The sequence below is a fragment of the Brevundimonas sp. FV1ps31S genome (assembly GCF_058681265.1).
Window position 1 is genome coordinate 78,614 of sequence record NZ_CM178735.1, and the last position, 18,740, is coordinate 97,353.

The 18,740-nt window shown below is 67.0% G+C and carries 22 protein-coding genes; 15 read left to right on the forward strand and 7 right to left on the reverse strand.

The window, feature by feature from the left end; genetic code table 11:
• The first annotated feature begins 9 nt into the window (after window positions 1-9).
• Window positions 10-990: a type II secretion system F family protein gene (locus ACVPT3_RS00375; RefSeq protein ID WP_492042265.1), complete on the forward strand. Its 981-nt coding sequence runs from the start codon at window positions 10-12 to the stop codon at window positions 988-990.
• A gap of 4 nt (window positions 991-994) precedes the next feature.
• On the opposite strand, the gene ACVPT3_RS00380 is transcribed toward ACVPT3_RS00375, so the two are convergent.
• Both ACVPT3_RS00380 and ACVPT3_RS00385 read right to left on the reverse strand, forming a co-directional pair.
• Complete coding sequence (locus ACVPT3_RS00380) at window positions 995-1,426, reverse strand: SRPBCC domain-containing protein (RefSeq protein WP_492042266.1); 432 nt, start codon at window positions 1,424-1,426, stop codon at window positions 995-997.
• Window positions 1,427-1,467: 41 nt separating this feature from the next.
• Window positions 1,468-1,818: a hypothetical protein gene (locus ACVPT3_RS00385; protein WP_492042267.1), complete on the reverse strand. Its 351-nt coding sequence runs from the start codon at window positions 1,816-1,818 to the stop codon at window positions 1,468-1,470.
• Window positions 1,819-1,905: 87 nt separating this feature from the next.
• Between ACVPT3_RS00385 and ACVPT3_RS00390 the strand changes: the two genes are divergently transcribed.
• From ACVPT3_RS00390 to ACVPT3_RS00420, 7 genes are all read left to right on the forward strand, one after another.
• Window positions 1,906-3,210 carry an amidohydrolase gene (locus ACVPT3_RS00390; RefSeq protein WP_492042268.1) on the forward strand — a complete coding sequence of 435 codons (1,305 nt, stop codon included), beginning with the start codon at window positions 1,906-1,908 and terminating at the stop codon, window positions 3,208-3,210.
• A 5-nt stretch (window positions 3,211-3,215) separates the two neighbouring features.
• Window positions 3,216-3,524: a hypothetical protein gene (locus ACVPT3_RS00395; protein WP_492042269.1), complete on the forward strand. Its 309-nt coding sequence runs from the start codon at window positions 3,216-3,218 to the stop codon at window positions 3,522-3,524.
• A 176-nt stretch (window positions 3,525-3,700) separates the two neighbouring features.
• Entirely contained in the window at window positions 3,701-4,021 is a 321-nt protein-coding gene (locus ACVPT3_RS00400; protein ID WP_492042270.1) for an energy transducer TonB family protein, read from the forward strand.
• Between the two features lie 178 nt (window positions 4,022-4,199).
• Window positions 4,200-4,709, forward strand: a complete 510-nt coding sequence (locus tag ACVPT3_RS00405; protein WP_492042271.1) for a hypothetical protein — start codon at window positions 4,200-4,202, stop codon at window positions 4,707-4,709.
• Between the two features lie 16 nt (window positions 4,710-4,725).
• Window positions 4,726-5,418, forward strand: a complete 693-nt coding sequence (locus ACVPT3_RS00410; RefSeq protein ID WP_492042272.1) for a PspA/IM30 family protein — start codon at window positions 4,726-4,728, stop codon at window positions 5,416-5,418.
• A gap of 8 nt (window positions 5,419-5,426) precedes the next feature.
• Complete coding sequence (locus tag ACVPT3_RS00415; RefSeq protein WP_492042273.1) at window positions 5,427-6,062, forward strand: YqiJ family protein; 636 nt, start codon at window positions 5,427-5,429, stop codon at window positions 6,060-6,062.
• A gap of 29 nt (window positions 6,063-6,091) precedes the next feature.
• Window positions 6,092-7,909 carry a flotillin family protein gene (locus ACVPT3_RS00420; RefSeq protein ID WP_492042274.1) on the forward strand — a complete coding sequence of 606 codons (1,818 nt, stop codon included), beginning with the start codon at window positions 6,092-6,094 and terminating at the stop codon, window positions 7,907-7,909.
• Window positions 7,910-7,984: 75 nt separating this feature from the next.
• Here the strand turns inward: ACVPT3_RS00420 and dapE are convergent, their stop codons facing one another.
• Window positions 7,985-9,172, reverse strand: coding sequence for a succinyl-diaminopimelate desuccinylase (gene dapE / locus ACVPT3_RS00425; protein WP_492042275.1), 1,188 nt, complete (start codon window positions 9,170-9,172; stop codon window positions 7,985-7,987).
• A gap of 42 nt (window positions 9,173-9,214) precedes the next feature.
• Here dapE and ACVPT3_RS00430 point away from each other — a divergent pair, with 42 nt between their 5' ends.
• On the forward strand, window positions 9,215-9,691 hold the full coding sequence (locus ACVPT3_RS00430; RefSeq protein WP_492042276.1) for a cupin domain-containing protein: 477 nt from the start codon (window positions 9,215-9,217) through the stop codon (window positions 9,689-9,691).
• Window positions 9,688-10,941 (forward strand): MFS transporter, encoded by a 1,254-nt coding sequence (locus ACVPT3_RS00435; RefSeq protein ID WP_492042277.1) that lies wholly within the window; start codon window positions 9,688-9,690, stop codon window positions 10,939-10,941. Before ACVPT3_RS00430 ends, ACVPT3_RS00435 begins: the two co-directional genes overlap by 4 nt.
• A gap of 183 nt (window positions 10,942-11,124) precedes the next feature.
• Here ACVPT3_RS00435 and ACVPT3_RS00440 read toward each other — a convergent pair whose 3' ends face one another.
• Window positions 11,125-12,150, reverse strand: coding sequence for a 2'-deoxycytidine 5'-triphosphate deaminase (locus ACVPT3_RS00440; RefSeq protein ID WP_492042278.1), 1,026 nt, complete (start codon window positions 12,148-12,150; stop codon window positions 11,125-11,127).
• Between the two features lie 81 nt (window positions 12,151-12,231).
• Here ACVPT3_RS00440 and apaG point away from each other — a divergent pair, with 81 nt between their 5' ends.
• Window positions 12,232-12,639 carry a Co2+/Mg2+ efflux protein ApaG gene (gene apaG, locus ACVPT3_RS00445; protein WP_492042279.1) on the forward strand — a complete coding sequence of 136 codons (408 nt, stop codon included), beginning with the start codon at window positions 12,232-12,234 and terminating at the stop codon, window positions 12,637-12,639.
• A gap of 478 nt (window positions 12,640-13,117) precedes the next feature.
• Here apaG and gcrA read toward each other — a convergent pair whose 3' ends face one another.
• The gene (gene gcrA, locus ACVPT3_RS00450) at window positions 13,118-13,654 is read right to left on the reverse strand and encodes a cell cycle sigma 70 cofactor GcrA (protein WP_492042280.1); all 537 of its coding nucleotides are present in this window, start codon (window positions 13,652-13,654) and stop codon (window positions 13,118-13,120) included.
• A 267-nt stretch (window positions 13,655-13,921) separates the two neighbouring features.
• Between gcrA and ACVPT3_RS00455 the strand changes: the two genes are divergently transcribed.
• The 4 genes from ACVPT3_RS00455 (at window position 13,922) to ACVPT3_RS00470 (ending at window position 17,928) form a co-directional block, all read left to right on the forward strand.
• On the forward strand, window positions 13,922-14,755 hold the full coding sequence (locus ACVPT3_RS00455; RefSeq protein WP_492042281.1) for an ABC transporter permease: 834 nt from the start codon (window positions 13,922-13,924) through the stop codon (window positions 14,753-14,755).
• Window positions 14,756-14,873: 118 nt separating this feature from the next.
• Window positions 14,874-16,091 (forward strand): aspartate aminotransferase family protein, encoded by a 1,218-nt coding sequence (locus ACVPT3_RS00460; RefSeq protein ID WP_492043851.1) that lies wholly within the window; start codon window positions 14,874-14,876, stop codon window positions 16,089-16,091.
• Complete coding sequence (gene argF, locus ACVPT3_RS00465; protein WP_492042282.1) at window positions 16,091-17,005, forward strand: ornithine carbamoyltransferase; 915 nt, start codon at window positions 16,091-16,093, stop codon at window positions 17,003-17,005. The genes ACVPT3_RS00460 and argF overlap by 1 nt, the downstream gene beginning before the upstream one ends.
• Before the next feature lie 92 nt (window positions 17,006-17,097).
• Window positions 17,098-17,928 (forward strand): EF-hand domain-containing protein, encoded by an 831-nt coding sequence (locus tag ACVPT3_RS00470; protein WP_492042283.1) that lies wholly within the window; start codon window positions 17,098-17,100, stop codon window positions 17,926-17,928.
• A gap of 25 nt (window positions 17,929-17,953) precedes the next feature.
• Here the strand turns inward: ACVPT3_RS00470 and ACVPT3_RS00475 are convergent, their stop codons facing one another.
• Together ACVPT3_RS00475 and ACVPT3_RS00480 are read right to left on the reverse strand one after the other, a co-directional pair.
• Window positions 17,954-18,454, reverse strand: a complete 501-nt coding sequence (locus tag ACVPT3_RS00475; protein WP_492042284.1) for a pyridoxamine 5'-phosphate oxidase family protein — start codon at window positions 18,452-18,454, stop codon at window positions 17,954-17,956.
• A 55-nt stretch (window positions 18,455-18,509) separates the two neighbouring features.
• Complete coding sequence (locus ACVPT3_RS00480; protein WP_287927979.1) at window positions 18,510-18,728, reverse strand: hypothetical protein; 219 nt, start codon at window positions 18,726-18,728, stop codon at window positions 18,510-18,512.
• Window positions 18,729-18,740: the final 12 nt, after the last annotated feature.

Consider the following 18,740-nt stretch of genomic DNA (forward strand, 5'->3'; position numbering starts at 1 on the left):
GCGGGGACCATGGACGGCTTCATCCGCTTCATCACCGATCCGCAGAACCTGCTCAGCCTCGGCGTGGGCGTGCTGGTCTTCGCCACCGTCCTGACCCTGCTGTCGTCGATGACCGGCGGGGTGCAACTGGACAAGCGGATGAAGGCCGTGTCCGAACGGCGGGATGAACTGAAGCGCCGCTCGCGGGCCGCCATCCAGTCGGGGCAGAGCGCCCTGCGTCACACCGACGACGGGGGGTTCAAGAAGCGGGTCGTGGACCGGCTGAACCTGACCAAGCTGCTGGAGGACCCCAAGGTCGCCGACCAGATGGCCCAGGCCGGCTATCGCGGGCCGCGCCCGCTGACGACCTTCTATTTCTTCCGTTTCGCCTCGCCCTTCCTCTTCCTGGTGGTCGCGGCCTTCTACATGTTCGTGATCAAGATCGTGGACTGGCCCACGATGCAGAAGATCACCGCCTGCATGGCCGCCGCCGTGGCCGGCTTCTATGCGCCGAACCTGTTCCTTCAGAACCGGATCGCCAAGCGGCGGACCTCGATCATGCAGGCCTTTCCCGACGCCCTGGACCTGCTGCTGATCTGCGTGGAGGCGGGCATGTCGATCGAGGCCGCGATCGCCAAGGTCAGCCAGGAGATCGGCACCTCCTCTATCGACCTGGCCGAGGAGCTGTCGTTGTTGTCGGCCGAGCTCAGCTATCTGCCGGATCGCCGCATGGCCTATGAGAACCTGGGCAAGCGGACCAATCACCCCGGCGTCAAATCGGTCGCCGTGGCCATGACCCAGGCGGAGACCTACGGCACGCCCCTGTCCTCGGCGCTGCGGGTCATGGCTAAGGAGAACCGCGACCTGCGTTTGTCGGCGGCGGAGAAGAAGGCCTCGGCCCTGCCGGCCCAGCTGACCGTGCCGATGATCCTGTTCTTCCTGCCGGTGCTGTTCATCGTCATCCTGGGACCGGCGGTCCTGAACATCATGGACACGATGAGCAAGGGCTGACGCGTCAGGCCTCGGCCTGGGTCTTGAGCCCGTCGACGATGGCCTGATGCGCCTCGCGCAGGGCGACGCGGTGCTTGTCGTGGAACAGTTCGCCCCTCAGGCCCGCAAACTTGTGGGCGGACGAGACGATGCACATGCCCTTGTCCAGTTCTTCGATGTCGATGTAGCGCAGGCTGCGGAACAGGAAGCCCCGGTTCTCGGTCCAGACCAACCGTACATAGGGTCGCCATTCGGCGACGCGGGCCGTCGCCCGGCGTTGCGCCTGGCCCGGAAAGGACTCGGTCATCTCCAGCCGCCCGCCGAAGGCGATGGCGCCTTCGACATCGGTCTCAAAGGGATTCCAGGCATTCCATCGCGACAGGTCCGAGACCAGATCCCAGATCCGGTCGGAGGTCGCCTGCACGCCGGCGCGTTTCTCGATCTTGGCGTCGTCCATGACGCCGATCTGGCACGACTGGGCGGCGGAAGAAAGACGTCTCAGTCGGGGGCGACCACCTTCAGCCGCCGACCGTCGTCCAGACCCAGTCGCGTCTTGACCTCGAACAGGTCGGCGCCGGCCGGGATGATCAGCAGTTTCTTGGGATGGGCGGCGTTGACCGCCACCACTCCGCCCTTGGGGCAGATGTCGAAACAGTCGGTCCCCGCCACCGTCAGCGCGCCCTTGCGCCCCTTCTTGCCCTTCTTCAGGTGCAGATATTTGCGCAGGGCCTTCTTCAGGGTCAGATCGCCGTCCGGCCCGAACCCGCCGTCCAGCTTCTTCGAACATTTGCGGCACACCAGCACGACGTCGCGCCACTCGGTCGTCGTATTCGTGATCGGCTTGGCCATGATTCGATTTTCGCCGAGCGATGATCGTTGCACAAGCGCGGCGGGCGCCCTCATCCTGCAGGCCTCACGATTTCACAGGATCTTCACATGCGTCGCCTGTTCGCTGTCTCCACCCTGACGCTGTTGCTCGCAGCCGGTTCCGCCCAAGCCCAGACGATCGAGGCCGCCGCGGTGGACGCCGCCGTCCAGCGCGTGACGCCCCAGGTGGTCGAATGGCGGCGCGACTTCCACCAGCATCCCGAACTGGGCTTCGCCGAGACCCGCTCGGCCGCCGTCATCGCCGATCATCTGCGGTCATTGGGACTGGAGGTCCGCACCGGGGTCGGCAAGACCGGGGTCATAGGCGTCCTGCACGGCGCCCGTCCCGGCCGGGTCGTGGCCCTGCGCGCCGACATGGACGCCCTGCCGGTGCGGGAGGCGACCGGCCTCGACTTCGCCTCCACCGCCACCGGAACCTATATGGGCAATACGGTGCCGGTGGCCCACGCCTGCGGCCACGATATGCACATGGCCATGTTGATGGGCGCGGCCCAGGTCCTGGCCGGGATGAAGGATCAGATCGCCGGCACGGTGGTCTTCGTCTTCCAGCCGGCGGAGGAGGGCGCCCCTCCGGGCGAACCCAAGGGCGGCGCCGCCCTGATGATCGCCGAGGGCGCGCTGAACGACCCGAAGCCCGAGGCCATCTTCGGCCTGCACGTCGTGCCCGGCCGTCCGGGCAGCGTCTTCTACCGGCCCGAAGGCTTCATGGCCGCCTCCGACCGGGTCGATATCGTGCTGAAGGGCAAACAGACCCACGGCGCCTGGCCCTGGCGCGGCGTGGACGTGATCGCGGTGGCGGGCCAGGTGATCGAGACGGTCAACACCCTGACCGCCCGCACGGTCGATCCAACCACCACCCCGACCGTCTTCACCATCGCCACCCTGAACGCCGGCGTCCGCTATAATATCATCCCCGACAGCGCGACCCTGTCGGGCACCCTGCGCACCTTCGACGTCGCCCAGCGCGACGCCCTGGTCGCCCGCGCTGAAACCGCCATCGACCACGTCGCCGCCGCCTATGGCGCCACCGCCGAGTTCGGCGTCCGCCAGAACGCCGCCCTGGTCTTCAACGACCCCGACCTGTCCGCCTGGCTGGCCCCGGTCCTGACCGAGGCGGCGGGCGAAGGCGCCGTCAACCCCGCCACGCCCCCGACCACGGTGGCCGAGGACTTCAGCTATTTCCAGCAGGCCGTCCCCGGCGTCTTCTACCATCTTGGGGCCAGTCCCGACGGGGTGGACCCGTCCCAGTCCGCCCCGAACCATTCGCCGGAGTTCTCGCCGAATGAAAAGGTCTTGCCGCTGGGCGTGAAGACGCATGTGCTGACCGCGCTGCGGTTTTTGGAGCGGAGTTAGGGGGAATGCACGTCACGATCGCCGCTCTGGCCGATGCTGTTCATGAGACTGCGCGCTACCTTGAACGGCATGGCGACGTCTGGGTGGTTCAGCGGCTTGATTGGCTGAAAGACCGACTGGATCGTGGCGACCTTGAGGGCATAGCCATGGCCATATCCGAGGCGACGGGAGGAATGGGCTCCCTTAACGACAGAATTCTGGGGCCTGAGGAAGGCGACGTCTCCGCCAACGTCCGCCTCAGAGAACTCGTGAACGCCATTGAGCAGGCCGCTCGTAGCGCCGCCTCCGACCACGGCGTTCGGTTGGATCGCTAAGCGTCCAAGTCGGCGCCAGCCATTCTTCCACCTTTCACGTGTCCGCCGACCGGAGGCCTGGTCCCACTCTGACCGCGTCGCTGAGAGGTGACGCAGCCGAAGGATTGAGGCTATGGCTTCGCGTCACGCGAGCGTCGGGAAATCCTGGCTCCGCCGTGCGCAAAGCGGAGGGGATAATGCTGCTGCCGATTTTCATGCTGCTCCTGTCGGGCGCTCCCGTTCCGGACCGCACCACGTCCGGCTACGCCACGGTGGAATGCGCGGTTGGGGACCGGAACATCGTGTCCAACTGCCGTGTCGTCGCCGAGAGCCCGCCGGGTCAGGGCTTCGGCCGCGCCGCGCTGCAGATCGCGAGGCGATTGCGCCCCCGGCCTGAAGACGTGGGTGAGGATGGCACCTTCCGCTCGACCGTCCGGTTCGGCCTCTGCAACACCCCCGACCGCGCCACCCGTCTTCCGCAGGCGGGCATCGATTGCGGCCCGCAGACGGCGCCGTGAGCAAACACCTTGCGTGTGCACATTTTGCCAATGCTGAGCGCGCGGCGGTTCCTGCTGAGAAGTTGGGGGACAACCAAGCGGCTGCTCAAGCCACGGCTTGGACGCTCACCGAGTTCGCCGCCGAGCGTAGGGAGACTTCGATGTTTACAATCGGAGCACAATGTAATACAAAAATTTCATGGCCTCACTGACTTCTCCTCTCAGCGTCCGGCTTTCTGATGACGACACCAGCTTTCTTTCGAAGCTGGAGATCGACGGCGCAGTGACGGCCAGCGATAAGATTCGCGGTCTTATCCGGCAGGCGCGGCAAAGGGCCGAGCCGCTCGATTCCTTTCCAGCGGCTCTGGCGGTCAGTCACGATCACATGGCCGCGACTGTCCGTGCTGTCCGCATCATCGAGCAGGATCTGGACCGTCACTCAGACGTCGCGGTGGGGCTGATGAACATCGCCGAGGAATTCCTCGCCCTGGCCCTGACCGCCCCGCGCCCCGGCTCGACGACCGTTTCGGACGAGCTTGTCCGGCATGAGGCGCGGCTGGTGGACTGCGCGACCCGTATGACCGATCAGCTGTTGCGCTGGGCCCTGACGCCCACTGCTCCGGCCTATGACACTGCCGTCATCTCTCGCCGACTCGCCGAGTCGGCCGAACTGATGCGGCTTGTTTCTGCGGCCCTGGCCGCGCGCTAACGGAAGGATCAAGAGCATGGCGGATACACTTGGCGCTCGCGTCGGCCGCATCGTCTCGGGCAGTGCGCACGCGCTGATCGACACGATCGAAGGCGCCATGCCGGACGCTATCGTCCAGCAGACCCTGCGTGAAATCGACAAGGCGGTGGACGATGTTCGCGCCGAACTGGGCCGCTCCATCGCCGGCAAGCATCTGGCCAACAAACGGCTGACTGAACAGAGCAGCCGCCACGAGGAGTTGGCGGGCCAGATCGAACTGGCGCTCCGTGAAGGCCGCGAGGACCTGGCCCGCGCGGCGGTCGAGCATCAACTCGACGTCGAAGCCCAGGTCCCCGTCCTGGAGGCCACGGTGGCCGACGCCGGCAAGCGCGAGATTGAGTTGGAAGGCTATGTCGCCGCCCTGCTCGCCAAGCGCAGGGAGATGGAGGAAGCCTTCCAGTCCATGCTTCTCGCCCGGGCGCGCGGCGCCGAGGACTCAGGTGCGGCCACGGGCGGGGTGGGCTCCGACGGCAAGCCCAGCGTGACCCGCCGCGTCGAGAACGCGACCGGCGCCTTCGACCGGCTGATGGCCCGCGAAGGGGCGCCGCCCCTGGGCGGCGTGGACCGCGAGCAGGGCGCCAAGCTGGCGGAACTGGACGGTTTGGCGCGCCGGAACCGCGTCGAGGAACGTCTGGCCGCCATCAAGGCGCGCACAGGCGACAAGGGCTGACGCCGCCGATGTGGGGGTTTCTTTTCTCGCAGGACAACGTGCCCTTTGTCGCGGCGCTCGTCCTTATGATGCTGATCGGCGCGGTCGAGGCCCTCGGTCTCGGCGGCGGCCTGGCGGCCGGCGATGGGCTCGACGGGGTGGACGCGGACGTCAATGTCGAGACCCCCTCGCTTCTGTCCTGGCTGAATGTCGGGCGGCTGCCGCTGCTGATGTTGATCGTCGTCTTCCTGTTCGCCTTTGGCATGACGGGGCTGATCGGCCAGAGGATCGTCGCCGCAATCTTCGGCCAACCCGCCCCTTGGTTTCTCGCGGCCCCGCTGGCCTTCGCGGTCGGCCTGCCGGTGACGCGAGTCTTCGGTCGCGGCGTCGCCAAGATCATGCCGCGCGACGAGACCTCGGCGGTTTCGCGCGACAGTCTCGTCGGGCGGGTGGCGGTCATCGTCACCGGCGAGGCGCGCCACGCCAGTGCGGCCCAGGCCCGCGTTCGCGACGAGCACGGCCAGGTGCACTACGTCATGGTCGAGCCGGACAACGCCACAGACGTCTTCGCCCAGGGCGGCAGCGTGCTGCTCGTCCGGCACGCGGGGGCCAAATATTTCGCCATTCACAACACCAGCGCGTCGCTGCTCGACGCGTCTGTCTGACGACTTTTCAAGCTTAGGGGGCCCTTCAAATGAACTCGCTCATAGAGATCGCCATTCTGTCCGGTGCAGGGCTTGTCGCCCTGTTGATCCTGGGCCTGATCTTCGCTCGCCTGTACAAGCGAGCGTCCAAGGAGACTGCCTTCGTTCGCACCGGTTTCGGCGGCGAGAAGGTCGTCATGAACGGCGGCGCCCTGGTTTTGCCGGTCCTGCACGAGACCATCCAGGTCAATATGAACACCCTGCGTCTGGCGGTTCAGCGCAGCAATGAACAGGCTCTGATCACCAAAGACCGCATGCGTGTTGACGTGCTGGCCGAGTTCTACGTCCGGGTTCAACCCAGCGCCGACGCCATCGCCTCGGCCGCTCAGACCCTGGGCTTGCGGACGATGCACCCCGAGCAACTGAAGGACCTGGTCGAGGGCAAGTTCGTCGACGCCCTGCGCTCGGTCGCGGCCGAGCTGACGATGACCGAGTTGCACGAGCAGCGCACCCACTTCGTCCAGAAGGTGCAGCAGGTCTCGTCCGAGGACCTGCTGAAGAACGGCCTGGAGCTTGAGACCGTGTCGCTGACAGGCCTCGATCAGACCGCGATGGAGCATTTCAATCCGTCCAACGCCTTCGACGCCGAGGGCCTGACGCGGCTGACCGAAGAGATCGAGCTGCGCAAGAAGCTGCGCAACGACATCGAACAGGACACCCAGGTCCAGATCCGCACCAAGAACCTCGAGGCCCAGCGCCGTACGCTGGAGATCCAGCGCGACGAAGAATACGCTCAGCTGGAACAGGAGCGCGAACTGGCCAACCGTCGGGCTGAACAGGGGGCGGACGTGGCCCGCCAGGAGGCCGAGAAGGCGCGCGAGGCCGAGGCCGCCAAGATCACCTCCCAGCAGCAGATTGAGCAGGCGAGGATTGAGGCCGAGCGTCTCGTCGCCCAGCAGCGCATCGCCATGGAACAGGAAGTCGCCGAGCGCGAAATCTCCAAGGCCCGCGCCGTCGAGACCCAGGACATCGAGAAGGCCAAGGCGATCGAACTGTCCGAGCAGGATCGCGACATCGCCGTCGCCGAGAAGTCCCGCGCCCAGTCCGAAGCCAAGGCCGAGGCCGACAAGGCGCTGGCGCTCGCCGTCCAGGCCGAGGAGCAGGTCAAGACGATGCGAGACCGTGAGGCCGCCGATCGTCAGAAGATCATCGAACTGATCGAGGCGACCAAGGAGGCCGAGCGCGAGGCCATCACCGTCCGCGTCGCCGCCGAGGCCGAGAAGATCGCCGCCGCCGACCAGGCCGAGGCCTTGCGTGAACAGGCGCGCGGTCAGGCCGACAAGACCACGATCGAGGCCGAGGCCCAGGCCAAGGCCGTGCGCGCGGCCGCCGAGGCGGCGCGGGTCCACTACGAGGTCGAGGCCGCCGGCCAGCAAGCCCTGAATACGGCGGCGAACCTGCTGTCTGCCGAACAGGTCGCCATGCAGATACGCATCAAGCTGATCGAGAACCTGGACCGTATCATCGCCGAGTCCGTCAAGCCGATGGAGAGCATCGACTCCATCAAGATCGTCCAGGTCGAAGGCCTGAACGGCGGCGGCGCTTCGGCCGGCGCGGGCGCCGGCGGCTCGCACGACGGCAACCTGTCGGAACAGGTCGTCAGCAGCGCCCTGCGCTATCGCGCCCAGGCCCCGCTGGTCGATCAGCTGATGGCCGAGGTGGGCCTGTCCGGAGCCGATCTTAAGGGATTGACCGGCGCACTACGGACGCCGGAGCCCGCGCCGAGCCTGCAAAGTGCGCCCTCGGCTGAGGAAGCCGCCGCCCCCGGGCCGGCGAAGAAGCGACCGGACGCCGCCCAGGCGGACTAGGTCTCGGCGGGACGAGCAGGCTTGGCCTGTTCGTCCCTTGGCTTTCACAGCGTGATTGGGTCTATTTCCCCGGCCTCACAGCCGCTCGAACACCGTCTCGATCACCCGCCGATAGACCGCCGTCAGGGTCTCCAGCTCCGCCGTCTGAACCCGTTCGTCGATCTGGTGCATGGTCTGGCCGACCAGGCCCAGTTCCAGCACAGGGCACAGGGCGCGGATGAAGCGGGCGTCGGAGGTGCCGCCGGTGGTGGAGGCCTCGGGGCGGCGGCCGGCGACGGCCTCGACCGCGTCCTGCACCGCCGCGACGAAGACGCCCGGCTCGGTCAGGAAGGCCTCGCCGGAACACAGGTGTTCCAGGCGGATCTGCAGCCCGGTCTCGGCTTGCATGGCCCCGGCCTCGCGGTTCAGCCAGTCGATCAGGCCGTCGCCGGTATGGCTGGGGTTGAAGCGGATGTTCAGCCGCGCCTTCGCCTCGGCCGGAATGATGTTGGTCGCCGGATTGCCGATGTCGATGCTGGTGATCTCCAGGTTCGAGGGCGGGAAACCCTCATACCCCTGGTCCAGCACATGGTCGTTCAGCCGGGCCATCAGCTTGGCGATGACCGGGGCCGGATTGGCCGCCCGTTCGGGATAGGCGACGTGGCCCTGTTTGCCTGTGACCGTGATCCAGGTGTTCAGCGAGCCGCGCCGCCCGACCTTGATCATGTCGCCCAGGTGCTGCGACGACGAGGGTTCGCCCACCACGCAGGCGTCGATGACCTCGCCCTCGGCCGCCAGGGTCTCGACCACCCGTTTGGTGCCGTGAAGCGCCGGGCCTTCCTCGTCCCCGGTGATCAGGAAGGAGAGGGAGCCTTCGACCTCTCCCTCGGCGAGGATCTGGGACACGGCGGCGACCCAGGCGGCGATCCCGCCCTTCATGTCCACCGCGCCCCGGCCGTATAACAGGCCGTCCCTGACCTCGGCGGTGAAGGGTTGCGACGACCACTGTTCCGACGGCCCCGTCGGCACCACGTCCGTATGGCCGGCGAAGCACAGGTTGGGCGAGGCGGTTCCGCGCCGTGCATACAGGTTCTCGATCCGCGCATGGACCCCTTCACCCCCCGGCCCCTCGAAGGCCAGCCGGCGGCAGGTGAAGCCCAAGGCCGTCAGATGGCGCTCCAGCACGTCCATGGCCCCCTCGTCGGCGGGGGTGACAGAGGGAATACGGATCAGGTCGCGGGTCAGTTCGACAGGATCGATCACAGGAGTTGATGCGCGGCTCATGCGGCTATGCTTTACGGACATCGCGCAACGGGGAGAAGGCCCATGCCCAAGATCGACATCGACAGCGCGCCCAGAGGCGACGGCACGACCTATCCGGATGAGTTCGCCGGCCCCTGTCTGTCGCGCCGCCGCTGGAAGCTGGGCGATGCGGCGGGCCTGAGCCAGTTCGGCGTCAACCTGCTGCGCCTGCCCGACGGCGCCTGGTCCAGCCAGCGCCACTGGCATGAAGCCGAAGACGAGTTCGTCATGGTGGTCGAGGGCGAGGTCGTCCTGGTCGAGGAGGACGGCGAGACGGTGCTGCGCGCCGGCGACTGCGCCGGGTTCAAGGCCGGCGTCCCCAACGGCCACCGGATCGAGAACCGATCCGGCCATGACGCGGTTCTGCTCGAGGTCGGCACGCGCAGCCCGACCGTCACCCCTTGCGACTATCCCGACATCGACATGGTCCTGCCTGCGGGTGCGGACCGCTATTTCCACCGCGACGGTTCGCCCTATCCGAAGTTCCCCAGACGCACGTGACCTCAGACTCCATTGACGCCGGCCCCGACAGTCCGTGGGGCATCCGCGATTTCCGCCTCTTGTGGTTCGGCCGCGTGGTCGCCGTGCTGGCGATCCAGATCCAGTCCTCGGCCCTGTTGTGGCAGGTCTATGAGATCGCCCGGCGCGATCATCCGATCGAGGAGGCCAGCCTGTATCTGGGCCTGGTCGGCCTGTGCCAGTTCCTGCCGCTGCTGGCCTTCACCCTGCCGGCCGGGGCCATGGCCGACCGGCGCGACCGCAAGCGCACGGTATGGATCTCCATCCTGGTCGAGGCCGCCTGCGCCGGGTCCTTTCTCGCCATGGCCCTGCACGGAAACCCGCCTCTGTGGGGCCTGCTGGCGGTCGCGGCCCTGTTCGGGGCGGCGCGGGCCTTCCTGGCGCCGGCCAGCCAGGCCTTCCTGCCCATGGTGGTGGGACGCAAGGCCCTGCCGCCCGCCATCGCCGCCCAGTCCATCGCCTTCCAGACCGGGGCCATCGCCGGCCCGGCCCTGGGCGGGGTGATCGTCGGGGTCAATGTGCCCCTGGCCTATGCCGTGTCCCTTGGCATGTTCCTCTTGGCTGTGGCGGCCTTCATCCTGATCCGCACCAGCGGCAAGCCGGCGCCCCAGGCCAATCCCCTGTCGCCGATCGACTCGGTCAAGGAGGGGCTGGCCTATGTGTGGAAGACCAAGATCGTCCTGGGCGCCATTTCGCTGGACCTGGTCGTGGTCCTGCTGGCGGGCGTGGCCCTGCTGACGCCGATCTTCGCGCGCGACATCCTCCATGTCGGGCCCCAGGGCTTCGGCCTGCTGCGGGCGTCGTTCGGGGTGGGCGCCATGGGCATGGCCATCTATCTGAGCCGCTTCCCTATCCGTCAGAACGGCGGGCGCTGGATGTTCTCGGCCGTGGCGGTGTTCGGCATCTGCACCCTGACCTTCGGCCTGTCCAAGATCGTCTGGCTGTCCGGCCTGGCCCTGCTGATCGGCGGGGCGGCCGACATGATCAGCGTCAATGTGCGCCAGACCCTGATCCAGCTGGCCACGCCCGACCATATGCGCGGCCGGGTGTCTTCGGTCTCCATGCTGTTCATCGGCGCCTCGAACGAGCTGGGCGAGGCCTATTCCGGGGTCATGGTCCGGCTGCTGGGCGCGGTCGGGGCGGCGGTGTTCGGCGGGGTCGGAGCGCTGGCGGCGACGGGGGCGTGGTCGGCGATGTTCCCGGGGCTGAGGAAGGCGGATCGATTGACGTGAGGTCTCCGTCTCTCCCTCCCCCTGCGGGGGAGGGGCGTCGCGCAGCGACGGGGTGGGGGCGGCTAGGCGACGACGCACGGACTTGATCGGGCGAGGTCTGCGACGCGTCGCCCGGCCCGCCCCACCCGGCTTCGCCTGCGGCTCAGCCCCCCTCCCCCGCAGGGGGAGGGAGAGGCTTGTGGCTCACCACGCCCTGAAGTGCTTCGACAGCTTCAGGCCCTGGTTCTGATAGTGGCTGCCGCTTTCGCCATACAGGCGGCTGGGGCGTTCGGTCAGGGGTTCATAGACCAGGCGGGCGACGATCTGGCCGTGTTCCAGCAGGAAGGGCGTGTCGTGGGTGCGGACCTCCAGCACGCCCTTGGAGCCGGCGCCATGCGCCTCGTCCGTGCCGAAGCCGGGGTCGAAGAAGCCGGCGTAGTGGACGCGGAACTCGCCTACCGACGGGTCGATGGGGGTCATTTCGGCGGCCTGGTCGACCGGGATCTCGACGTCGTCAGACGAGGCCAGGATGTAGAACTCGCCCGGATCCAGCAGCAGTTCGCCACGGCGCAGCGTCAGCGGCTCCCAGAAGTCGCGCGGGTCATGGCCGTCGATATGGTCCAGATCGACCACCCCCGCATGGCGGCGCCCGCGGAAGCCGACGATGTCGCCGCCCTGCAGATCGACGCCGACCGAGCGGGTCTCCAGCTTGGGCGGATCGCCGGCCTTCAGCCTGAGTTGGTTCAGCCGGGTGCCGGGACGGACCAGGATGGAGAAGGTCTGGGGCGCGACCTCCATATAAAGGGGGCCGTCATAGCCCTCGGCCACATCGTCGAAACTGGCGCCCTGGTCGGTCAGCAGGCGGACGAAGACATCGACGCGGCCGGTCGAGGACTTGGGATTGGCGCGCGCGATCAGGCCCTGGGGCAGGTTCAGCCGCTCCTGAAGGCGCACGATATAGACGCAGCCCTTTTCCAGAACGACGCCGGCGTCGGTGATCTCGATCCGGTGCATGGCCACATCGGCGATCCGTTCCTCGACCTTGCGACGACCGGGCAGGAAGGAGGCGCGGACGCGCCAGGCTTGGTCGGACAGGCGCAGGTCCAGACTGGCCGGCTGGACCTGGTCATGATCGAACGGGGTGTCCGACGTGATGGCGCCCGTGGCGATCAGCGTCTCGATCGACTGGGCGGGCAGGATGCCGGGACGGGGCGCTTGGAAGGAGCTCATGGCGTCTGTCTCACACGGTTTTCGCGGCTTGTCTCCAAGTCGCGCTTGCAGCCCGCGCTCGGCGGGGCGAGCATATAGCCCATGCACGATGGTCCTGCCTATACCGCCGAAACCAACGGCATCCTGATCCGGGTCCGGCCCAGCTATCTGGCGGGTCAGTCGGATCCCGACGAAGGCCGCTGGGTCTGGGCCTATCAGATCGAGATCGTGAACCTGAGCGGATCGACGGTGCAACTGATGGCGCGCCGCTGGACCATCACCGACGGCCACGGCCATGTCGAAGAGGTGCGCGGCCCCGGCGTGGTCGGCGAACAGCCGGTGATCGAACCGGGCGGCAGCTACGCCTACGCCTCGGGCTGTCCGCTGAGCACCGACAGCGGGTCCATGGTCGGCGCCTATTATATGACGGATGCGGACGGGCGCAGTTTCGAGGCGGCGATCCCGGCCTTCTCGCTTGATACGCCCGATGCGCGGCGAGTGTTGAACTAAGCCGGTTGGCGTACCGATCAGGAAGGTGGTGTCGACAATGACAACTGAACGAGACGCTTACGGACGGATATTGGACCCCCAAGCGCGATACCACGATTTCCTGCTCGGTCTTCATGACGTGTTGGCGGAGGCAGGGGACGAAGGTTACGCCCCGAACGCCGTAAAGGCGCTTGCTGACGCTAGGCTCGCCTTCATCGCAGAGTTCGAAGCTCGGTATCCAGGCCAGCACGATTTCAGCCGAGCTCTTTGGCGTCCATAAATGAACTGAGCATTCGATTTGGTGAAACGGTTCTCGGATATTGCGAGAAAGCGGATGGGGCTGCGTCAACCCGGATGAACCGCAGCCCCGCCCCCTGGAGTCTCGCCGGCCGCTTGCGCGAACCGGCGAGGGGGAGGTCGGCTCTCTAGAGAGCATCTGTGACGCGGGAATGACCGCGCGAAGCGCCGCGCTCAAGTCGCGCGAAGCGCGATAGCGCCCCTAGATATATCTACGCAGGCTGCGGGCCAGGTCGGAACCACTTTCCTTGGAGCCGCGGCGGACTTGCGGCTGGTAGGCGACGCGGGCGTGTTCGACGCAATAGACGCCTTCCGAGGCGCGGCGGCCGCAGAAGCTGAACTCGCGCGACGACGGGTCGCCGATCGGCCATTTGCACATGTGCGCGCCCAGGGTCATCACCGTGGCCGTGCCCGGCAGGTCCGGGATCGGGGCGGGCGCCGGGGCGGCCGGCTGAACCGGCTTGGGTTGGACGGCTTCCAGGCGGCGTGGGGCCGAGGGCTGAGGCGCCTGGGCGGTGGTCACGGCCGGACGCGGGCGGGTGGTGCGGAAGGTCGTGGCGGTGCGCGCCGGCTGCGACGGGGCGGCCCGGCCCGACAGGCCCAGACGGTGCACCTTGCCGATCACGGCGTTGCGGGTGACCCCGCCGCCCAGTTGTTTGGCGATCTGGCTCGCGGACTGGCCCTCAAGCCAGAGTTTCTTCAGCGCGCCTACGCGGTCGTCGGTCCAGCCTGCGGTCATGCCACCCTCCAGCGAGTTTGGATTCAATATCTAGGTCCAGGCTCCCCCTCCGGGGTCTTGACCTACCACTAATCGTAAACCAGCCGTTAAGAGACGCAAGATGTGCGAATCAACCGTCCACAGAAACCAGATATTGAATCTTCGTTAAGGTTAAACTGGGGGCGCGAGGGGTGACGCGTGAATCGTGAGCCAGCGAAGGTCACGATTCACCAATCACGAGTCACCGCGGCCTTGCGAAGCCCCGTCCCAAAGCGCATCTGGCGGCCCATGACCGAGACCACGCCCAACCTGATCTCCACCCGCCCCGCCGGCCTGCCGCAGCCGCGGCGCTATCCTGGGGTTAACTGGATCGGGGTGCAGACCCTGTATCTTCGCGAGGTGCGGCGCTTCTGGAAGGTGGGCGCCCAGACGGTGGCGGCGCCGGTGGTGACGACCCTGCTCTATATGCTGGTGTTCGTGGTCGCGCTTCAGGACGCCCGGCCGCCGCTGCACGGCACCCCCTTCGCCCTGTTCGTGGCGCCGGGCCTGATCATGATGGCGGTGCTGAACAACGCCTTCGCCAACGCCTCCTCCAGCCTGATCCAGGCCAAGATCATGGGCACGGCCACCGACTTCCTGACCCCGCCGCTAAGCCCGCTGGAGCTGACCCTGGGCTTTACGCTGGGCGCCGCGACCCGCGGGGCGGTGGTCGGCCTGGTCACGGCTCTGTGCGTCCTGCCGTTCGCGCCGCTGGGCGTCGCCAATATCTTCGCCATCGTCTGGTTCGCCCTGGCGGCCAGCTTCATCATGGGCATGACCGGGGTGCTGGCGGGCCTGTGGAGCGAGAAGTTCGACCATCTGGCGGCGGTCCAGAACTTCATCGTCATGCCGATGACCTTCCTGTCGGGCACCTTCTATCTGGTCGACAACCTGCCCGAGCCGTTTCGGTCCATCAGCCACTATAACCCCTTCTTCTATCTGATCGACGGCTTCCGCTACGGTTTCATCGGCCATGCCGAGAGCAATCTGACCGTGGGCGTCGTCGGCTCGGCCGTGCTGATGGTCGTGATGGGCACGGTCTGCTGGCTGGTGTTCCGCTCGGGCTGGCGTCTTAAGAGCTAGAAGCTTGATTCCGGCGGGTCGGCTTTGGGCCCTGCGCCGGTGTTGACTAACACTGTCACTCATCCGACAACGCCTGTCCCTATGAAACCGGCTCCGTCGCGCCTCGCGTCGGGGCCGTATCGCTTTTGGAGGTCTTAGTCCCGTGTCCACGAACCATCTGATGGGTGTCTACAATCGCGCGCCGCTGGAAGTGGAACGCGGCCGAGGCGCTCGCCTGTGGTCGACCGACGGGACCGAGTATCTGGACTGCGTCGCCGGCATCTCGACCAACGGCCTGGGCCACGCCCATCCCGAACTGGTCCAGGCGGTCAAGGATCAGGCCGAGAAGCTGTGGCACGTGTCCAACATCTTCCGCATTCCGGGCCAGGAAGCCCTGGCCGACGCCCTGTGCGACTCGAGCTTCGCCGACGTGGTCTTCTTCACCAACTCGGGCACCGAGGCGGTCGAGTGCGCGCTGAAGACGGCGCGCAAATATCATTCGGCCAACGGCGCGCCCGAGCGGATCGACATCTACGGCTTTGACGGCTCGTTCCACGGCCGGACCTATGGCGCCATCAACGCCGCCGCCAACCCCAGCTATACCGAGGGCTTCGGCCCGCCGATGCAGGGCTTCCACCAGCTGAAGTGGGGCGACAAGGCCGCGCTGGAGGCCGCCTTCCGCAACCCGACCACGGCCGCGATCATCCTGGAGCCTGTCCAGGGCGAGGGCGGCTGCCGCGAGACCCCGGTCGAGGAACTGCGCTGGATGCGCGAGATGGCCGACGAAAACGGCGTCCTGCTGATCTTCGACGAGGTCCAGTGCGGCATGGGCCGCAGCGGCAAGCTGTGGGCCCACGAATGGGCCGACATGTCGCCCGACATCATGGCGGTGGCCAAGGCCCTGGGCGGCGGCTTCCCCATCGGCGCCTGTTTGGCCACGGCCAAGGCGGCCTCTGGCATGACGGTGGGCGTCCACGGCTCGACCTTCGGGGGGAACCCCCTGGCCATGGCCGTGGGCCAGAAGGCCCTGTCGCTGATCAACACGCCCGAGTTGCTGAACAACGTCAACGAGATCGCCGGCTATCTGAAGCAGCAGCTGGCGGGGCTTCAGTCCCGCTTCCCCGAGGTCATCGTCGACGTGCGCGGCAAGGGCCTGCTGATCGGGGTCAAGCTGGTCCCGAACAATCGCGAGTTCATGGCCCTGGCGCGCGATACGCAACAGCTGCTGATCGCCGGGGGCGGCGACAACTGCGTGCGCCTGCTGCCGCCGCTGAACCTGACCCTGGACGAGGCCCGCGAACTGGTCGCCCGGTTCGAAGCCGCCTGCGAGGTCGCCCGCGAGAAGTGGGCGGCCTGATGGTCCGCCATTTCCTCGACATCCACCTGCTGGACGCCGCTGATCTGCGGTCCATCCTCGACGACGCCCACGCCCGAAAGGCCGCCCGCAAGGGCTGGCCCCAGGGTCGTCCCGACGCCGACGCGCCGGGCCAGGATCGCGTCCTGGCCATGATCTTCGAGAAGAACTCGACCCGTACCCGGTTCAGCTTCGACGCGGCCATCCGCCAGCTGGGCGGCGCCTCCATCATCGCCACCGCTTCCGACATGCAGTTGGGCCGGGGCGAACCGGTCGAGGACACGGCCCGCGTCCTGTCGCGCATGGTCGACGCCGTGATGATCCGCGCCAACCGCCATGAGGATGTCGAGCGCTTCGCCCGCGTCTCGACCGTGCCGGTGATCAACGGCCTGACCGACCGGTCCCACCCGTGCCAGATCCTGGCCGACCTGCAGACGATCGAGGAACATTGCGGCACGATCGCGGGCAAGACCATCGCCTGGATCGGCGACGGCAACAACGTCTGCCACAGCTTCATGCACGCGGCGCCCAAGTTCGGCTTCCACCTGAACGTCGCTTGCCCGGCAGAGTACCACCCCGACCTGCGTGACCTGGCCAAGGGCGGAAACGCCGTGACCCTGACCAGCGACCCGCGTGAAGCGGTCAAGGGCGCCGACGTCGTCGTCACCGACACCTGGGTCTCGATGGGCGACCAGGATTATGAGGCCCGCCTGGCGGCGTTTGAGGCCTATTCGGTGGACGAGGCCCTGATGGACCTCGCCGACCCGGACGCCGTCTTCCTGCACTGCCTGCCCGCCCACCGGGGCGAGGAAGTCACCGACGCCGTCATCGATGGTCCCCGCTCCCTGGTCTGGGACGAGGCCGAAAACCGCATCCATGCCCAGAAGGCGGTTCTGGCCTGGTGTTTCGCGGGCTGACGCCGTTCTGACGATCGCCAGGCCGCGCGTCGCGCGGTCTGGCCTTTGCTTCCTTAAGGTCACGCTTGTCGCGCCCTGGGGAGGCTGAGGCCATGACCACCATATCCGCTGCGGGTTCCACCCTCACGCAACAGCTCTATCAGAAGCTGTTCGACCGTCTGAACGTCGATGGCGACGACGCCCTGACCCTCGACGAAATCAGCGCCGTCGATGCTGGAAACACCAAGGTTTCAAAGGCTTTCGAAACCTTCGACGCCGACGCGGACGGTCGCGTCACCCGCGCCGAGATGACCCCCGCCGACACCTTCGGCGCCGACACCCTGAACGCCCTGATCCAGGCCCAGTCCGGGTCGGAATCCATTTCCGATCAGGAATATCTTGCCGACTGGTTTGCCGAAACGGACACAGACGGCGACGGTTTGGTGTCGAAGTCGGAACGCGAGGCATCGGCGGATCTGCGCCGTGCGGCGGCCTATGACGCCGGCTATATGAGCGACCGCGTCGTCATGGCCCGGTTGGGTTCGGATCGCGATCAGCCGCTGTCCATCGACGATTTTGTCGCGGGCCGAATGCGCACGCTTCAGCGGACCCAGGTCTCCAGCCTGTCCCCCGAGCGCCAGGCCGAGATCCGACAGTTGATGGAAAGCCTCCGCTCTGACCCCGTCCAGGCGCCCCCCGCAGACGATGAACCCCTGGTCTCCCCGGAACAGGCTGCGGCCGACTGGGCCGAGCGCGCCTCCGAACCCGCTGGAACCGCTCGCTTCCTCAGTCGCGAAATCGAAGGCCGGAGAGCGGCCGAGGCTGCCCGTATCGCCGCCGCCCCGATGAGCGACGCTCTTGCCGTGCGGCTGTTCCAACAGGCGCTGAACAGCTGGACGCCGTTGAGGGACGGACAACAGGCTGTCGCCGAAACGCGCGCATAAATGCGCGCGCCGGCGGAGCGCCCGCCTATTGCAGGTTCACGTCCGAAACGCCGCCGACGTCCGGTTGCGTCTTGGTCAGATTGGCCTTCATCACCTGATAGCCGAAGCCCAGCGCGCCCTTGTCCGAGACCCAGACCCGGCCGTCCTCGGCGTTGAAGCGGATCAGGGTCAGGTGCGGGTCGTCCTTGCCGTCCGGGTACCAGGCGGCGACGACCGGGTTCCAGTATTTTTCAATCCGGGCTCGGTCTTGGTCGATCGATAGGTCGCCGTGAATACAGGCCTGAACCTTCTGGTCCTTGGCCTGATAGCAGAACATGCCCTGCTGACCGCCGATCGCCACGTCGCGGGCGAAGTCGGTGTCATTGCGGCTGAAGAACCAGATGGTCCCGGTCTCCGGCTCGCCAAAACCGGTCATCGGCTGGTGGTGATAGCCGGCCTGGTCCAGGCCCAGCATGCCGGTGTTGGACTCTTTCAGGCTGTTCCAGAATTCCGTTTCCGCCTCGGCGGGGGTCAGTTTGTCGGCCATGATGCGTCTCCTGTCTGGGGTTCACAGGATCAACCGTCGGACCTCGCTCGGGTTCCTAAACACCTGAAACCCAAGGCGGCCGTTCGGCGCCGAACAGGGTGGCCAGATGGATCAGCAGCAGCATGGCCAGGGCCGCAGCGCCCAGCATGATGAAGCGCCAGGGAACCATGCGCGGCCCCTTGAACGGATCGGGCGGCCGCGCGCCGCGCCAGCCGGCGAAGACCATGACGGCCAAGGCCGCGCCCAGCAGTATCAGAGTGGTTGTCAGGCTCATGAGCCGCAGTTG

What these genes read in the sequence shown, in the direction of transcription:
- ACVPT3_RS00475 (WP_492042284.1), bottom strand. Translation starts at nt 18,454, where the DNA reads ATGGCCGACAAACTGACCCCCGCCGAGGCGGAAACGGAATTCTGGAAC.
- ACVPT3_RS00375 (WP_492042265.1), top strand. Translation starts at nt 10, where the DNA reads ATGGACGGCTTCATCCGCTTCATCACCGATCCGCAGAACCTGCTCAGC.
- ACVPT3_RS00480 (WP_287927979.1), bottom strand. Translation starts at nt 18,728, where the DNA reads ATGAGCCTGACAACCACTCTGATACTGCTGGGCGCGGCCTTGGCCGTC.
- ACVPT3_RS00405 (WP_492042271.1), top strand. Translation starts at nt 4,200, where the DNA reads ATGGCCTCACTGACTTCTCCTCTCAGCGTCCGGCTTTCTGATGACGAC.
- ACVPT3_RS00415 (WP_492042273.1), top strand. Translation starts at nt 5,427, where the DNA reads ATGTGGGGGTTTCTTTTCTCGCAGGACAACGTGCCCTTTGTCGCGGCG.
- gcrA (WP_492042280.1), bottom strand. Translation starts at nt 13,654, where the DNA reads ATGACCGCAGGCTGGACCGACGACCGCGTAGGCGCGCTGAAGAAACTC.
- ACVPT3_RS00420 (WP_492042274.1), top strand. Translation starts at nt 6,092, where the DNA reads ATGAACTCGCTCATAGAGATCGCCATTCTGTCCGGTGCAGGGCTTGTC.
- apaG (WP_492042279.1), top strand. Translation starts at nt 12,232, where the DNA reads ATGCACGATGGTCCTGCCTATACCGCCGAAACCAACGGCATCCTGATC.
- ACVPT3_RS00395 (WP_492042269.1), top strand. Translation starts at nt 3,216, where the DNA reads ATGCACGTCACGATCGCCGCTCTGGCCGATGCTGTTCATGAGACTGCG.
- dapE (WP_492042275.1), bottom strand. Translation starts at nt 9,172, where the DNA reads ATGAGCCGCGCATCAACTCCTGTGATCGATCCTGTCGAACTGACCCGC.
- ACVPT3_RS00430 (WP_492042276.1), top strand. Translation starts at nt 9,215, where the DNA reads ATGCCCAAGATCGACATCGACAGCGCGCCCAGAGGCGACGGCACGACC.
- ACVPT3_RS00470 (WP_492042283.1), top strand. Translation starts at nt 17,098, where the DNA reads ATGACCACCATATCCGCTGCGGGTTCCACCCTCACGCAACAGCTCTAT.
- ACVPT3_RS00455 (WP_492042281.1), top strand. Translation starts at nt 13,922, where the DNA reads ATGACCGAGACCACGCCCAACCTGATCTCCACCCGCCCCGCCGGCCTG.
- ACVPT3_RS00390 (WP_492042268.1), top strand. Translation starts at nt 1,906, where the DNA reads ATGCGTCGCCTGTTCGCTGTCTCCACCCTGACGCTGTTGCTCGCAGCC.
- ACVPT3_RS00440 (WP_492042278.1), bottom strand. Translation starts at nt 12,150, where the DNA reads ATGAGCTCCTTCCAAGCGCCCCGTCCCGGCATCCTGCCCGCCCAGTCG.
- ACVPT3_RS00410 (WP_492042272.1), top strand. Translation starts at nt 4,726, where the DNA reads ATGGCGGATACACTTGGCGCTCGCGTCGGCCGCATCGTCTCGGGCAGT.
- argF (WP_492042282.1), top strand. Translation starts at nt 16,091, where the DNA reads ATGGTCCGCCATTTCCTCGACATCCACCTGCTGGACGCCGCTGATCTG.
- ACVPT3_RS00385 (WP_492042267.1), bottom strand. Translation starts at nt 1,818, where the DNA reads ATGGCCAAGCCGATCACGAATACGACGACCGAGTGGCGCGACGTCGTG.
- ACVPT3_RS00380 (WP_492042266.1), bottom strand. Translation starts at nt 1,426, where the DNA reads ATGGACGACGCCAAGATCGAGAAACGCGCCGGCGTGCAGGCGACCTCC.
- ACVPT3_RS00400 (WP_492042270.1), top strand. Translation starts at nt 3,701, where the DNA reads ATGCTGCTGCCGATTTTCATGCTGCTCCTGTCGGGCGCTCCCGTTCCG.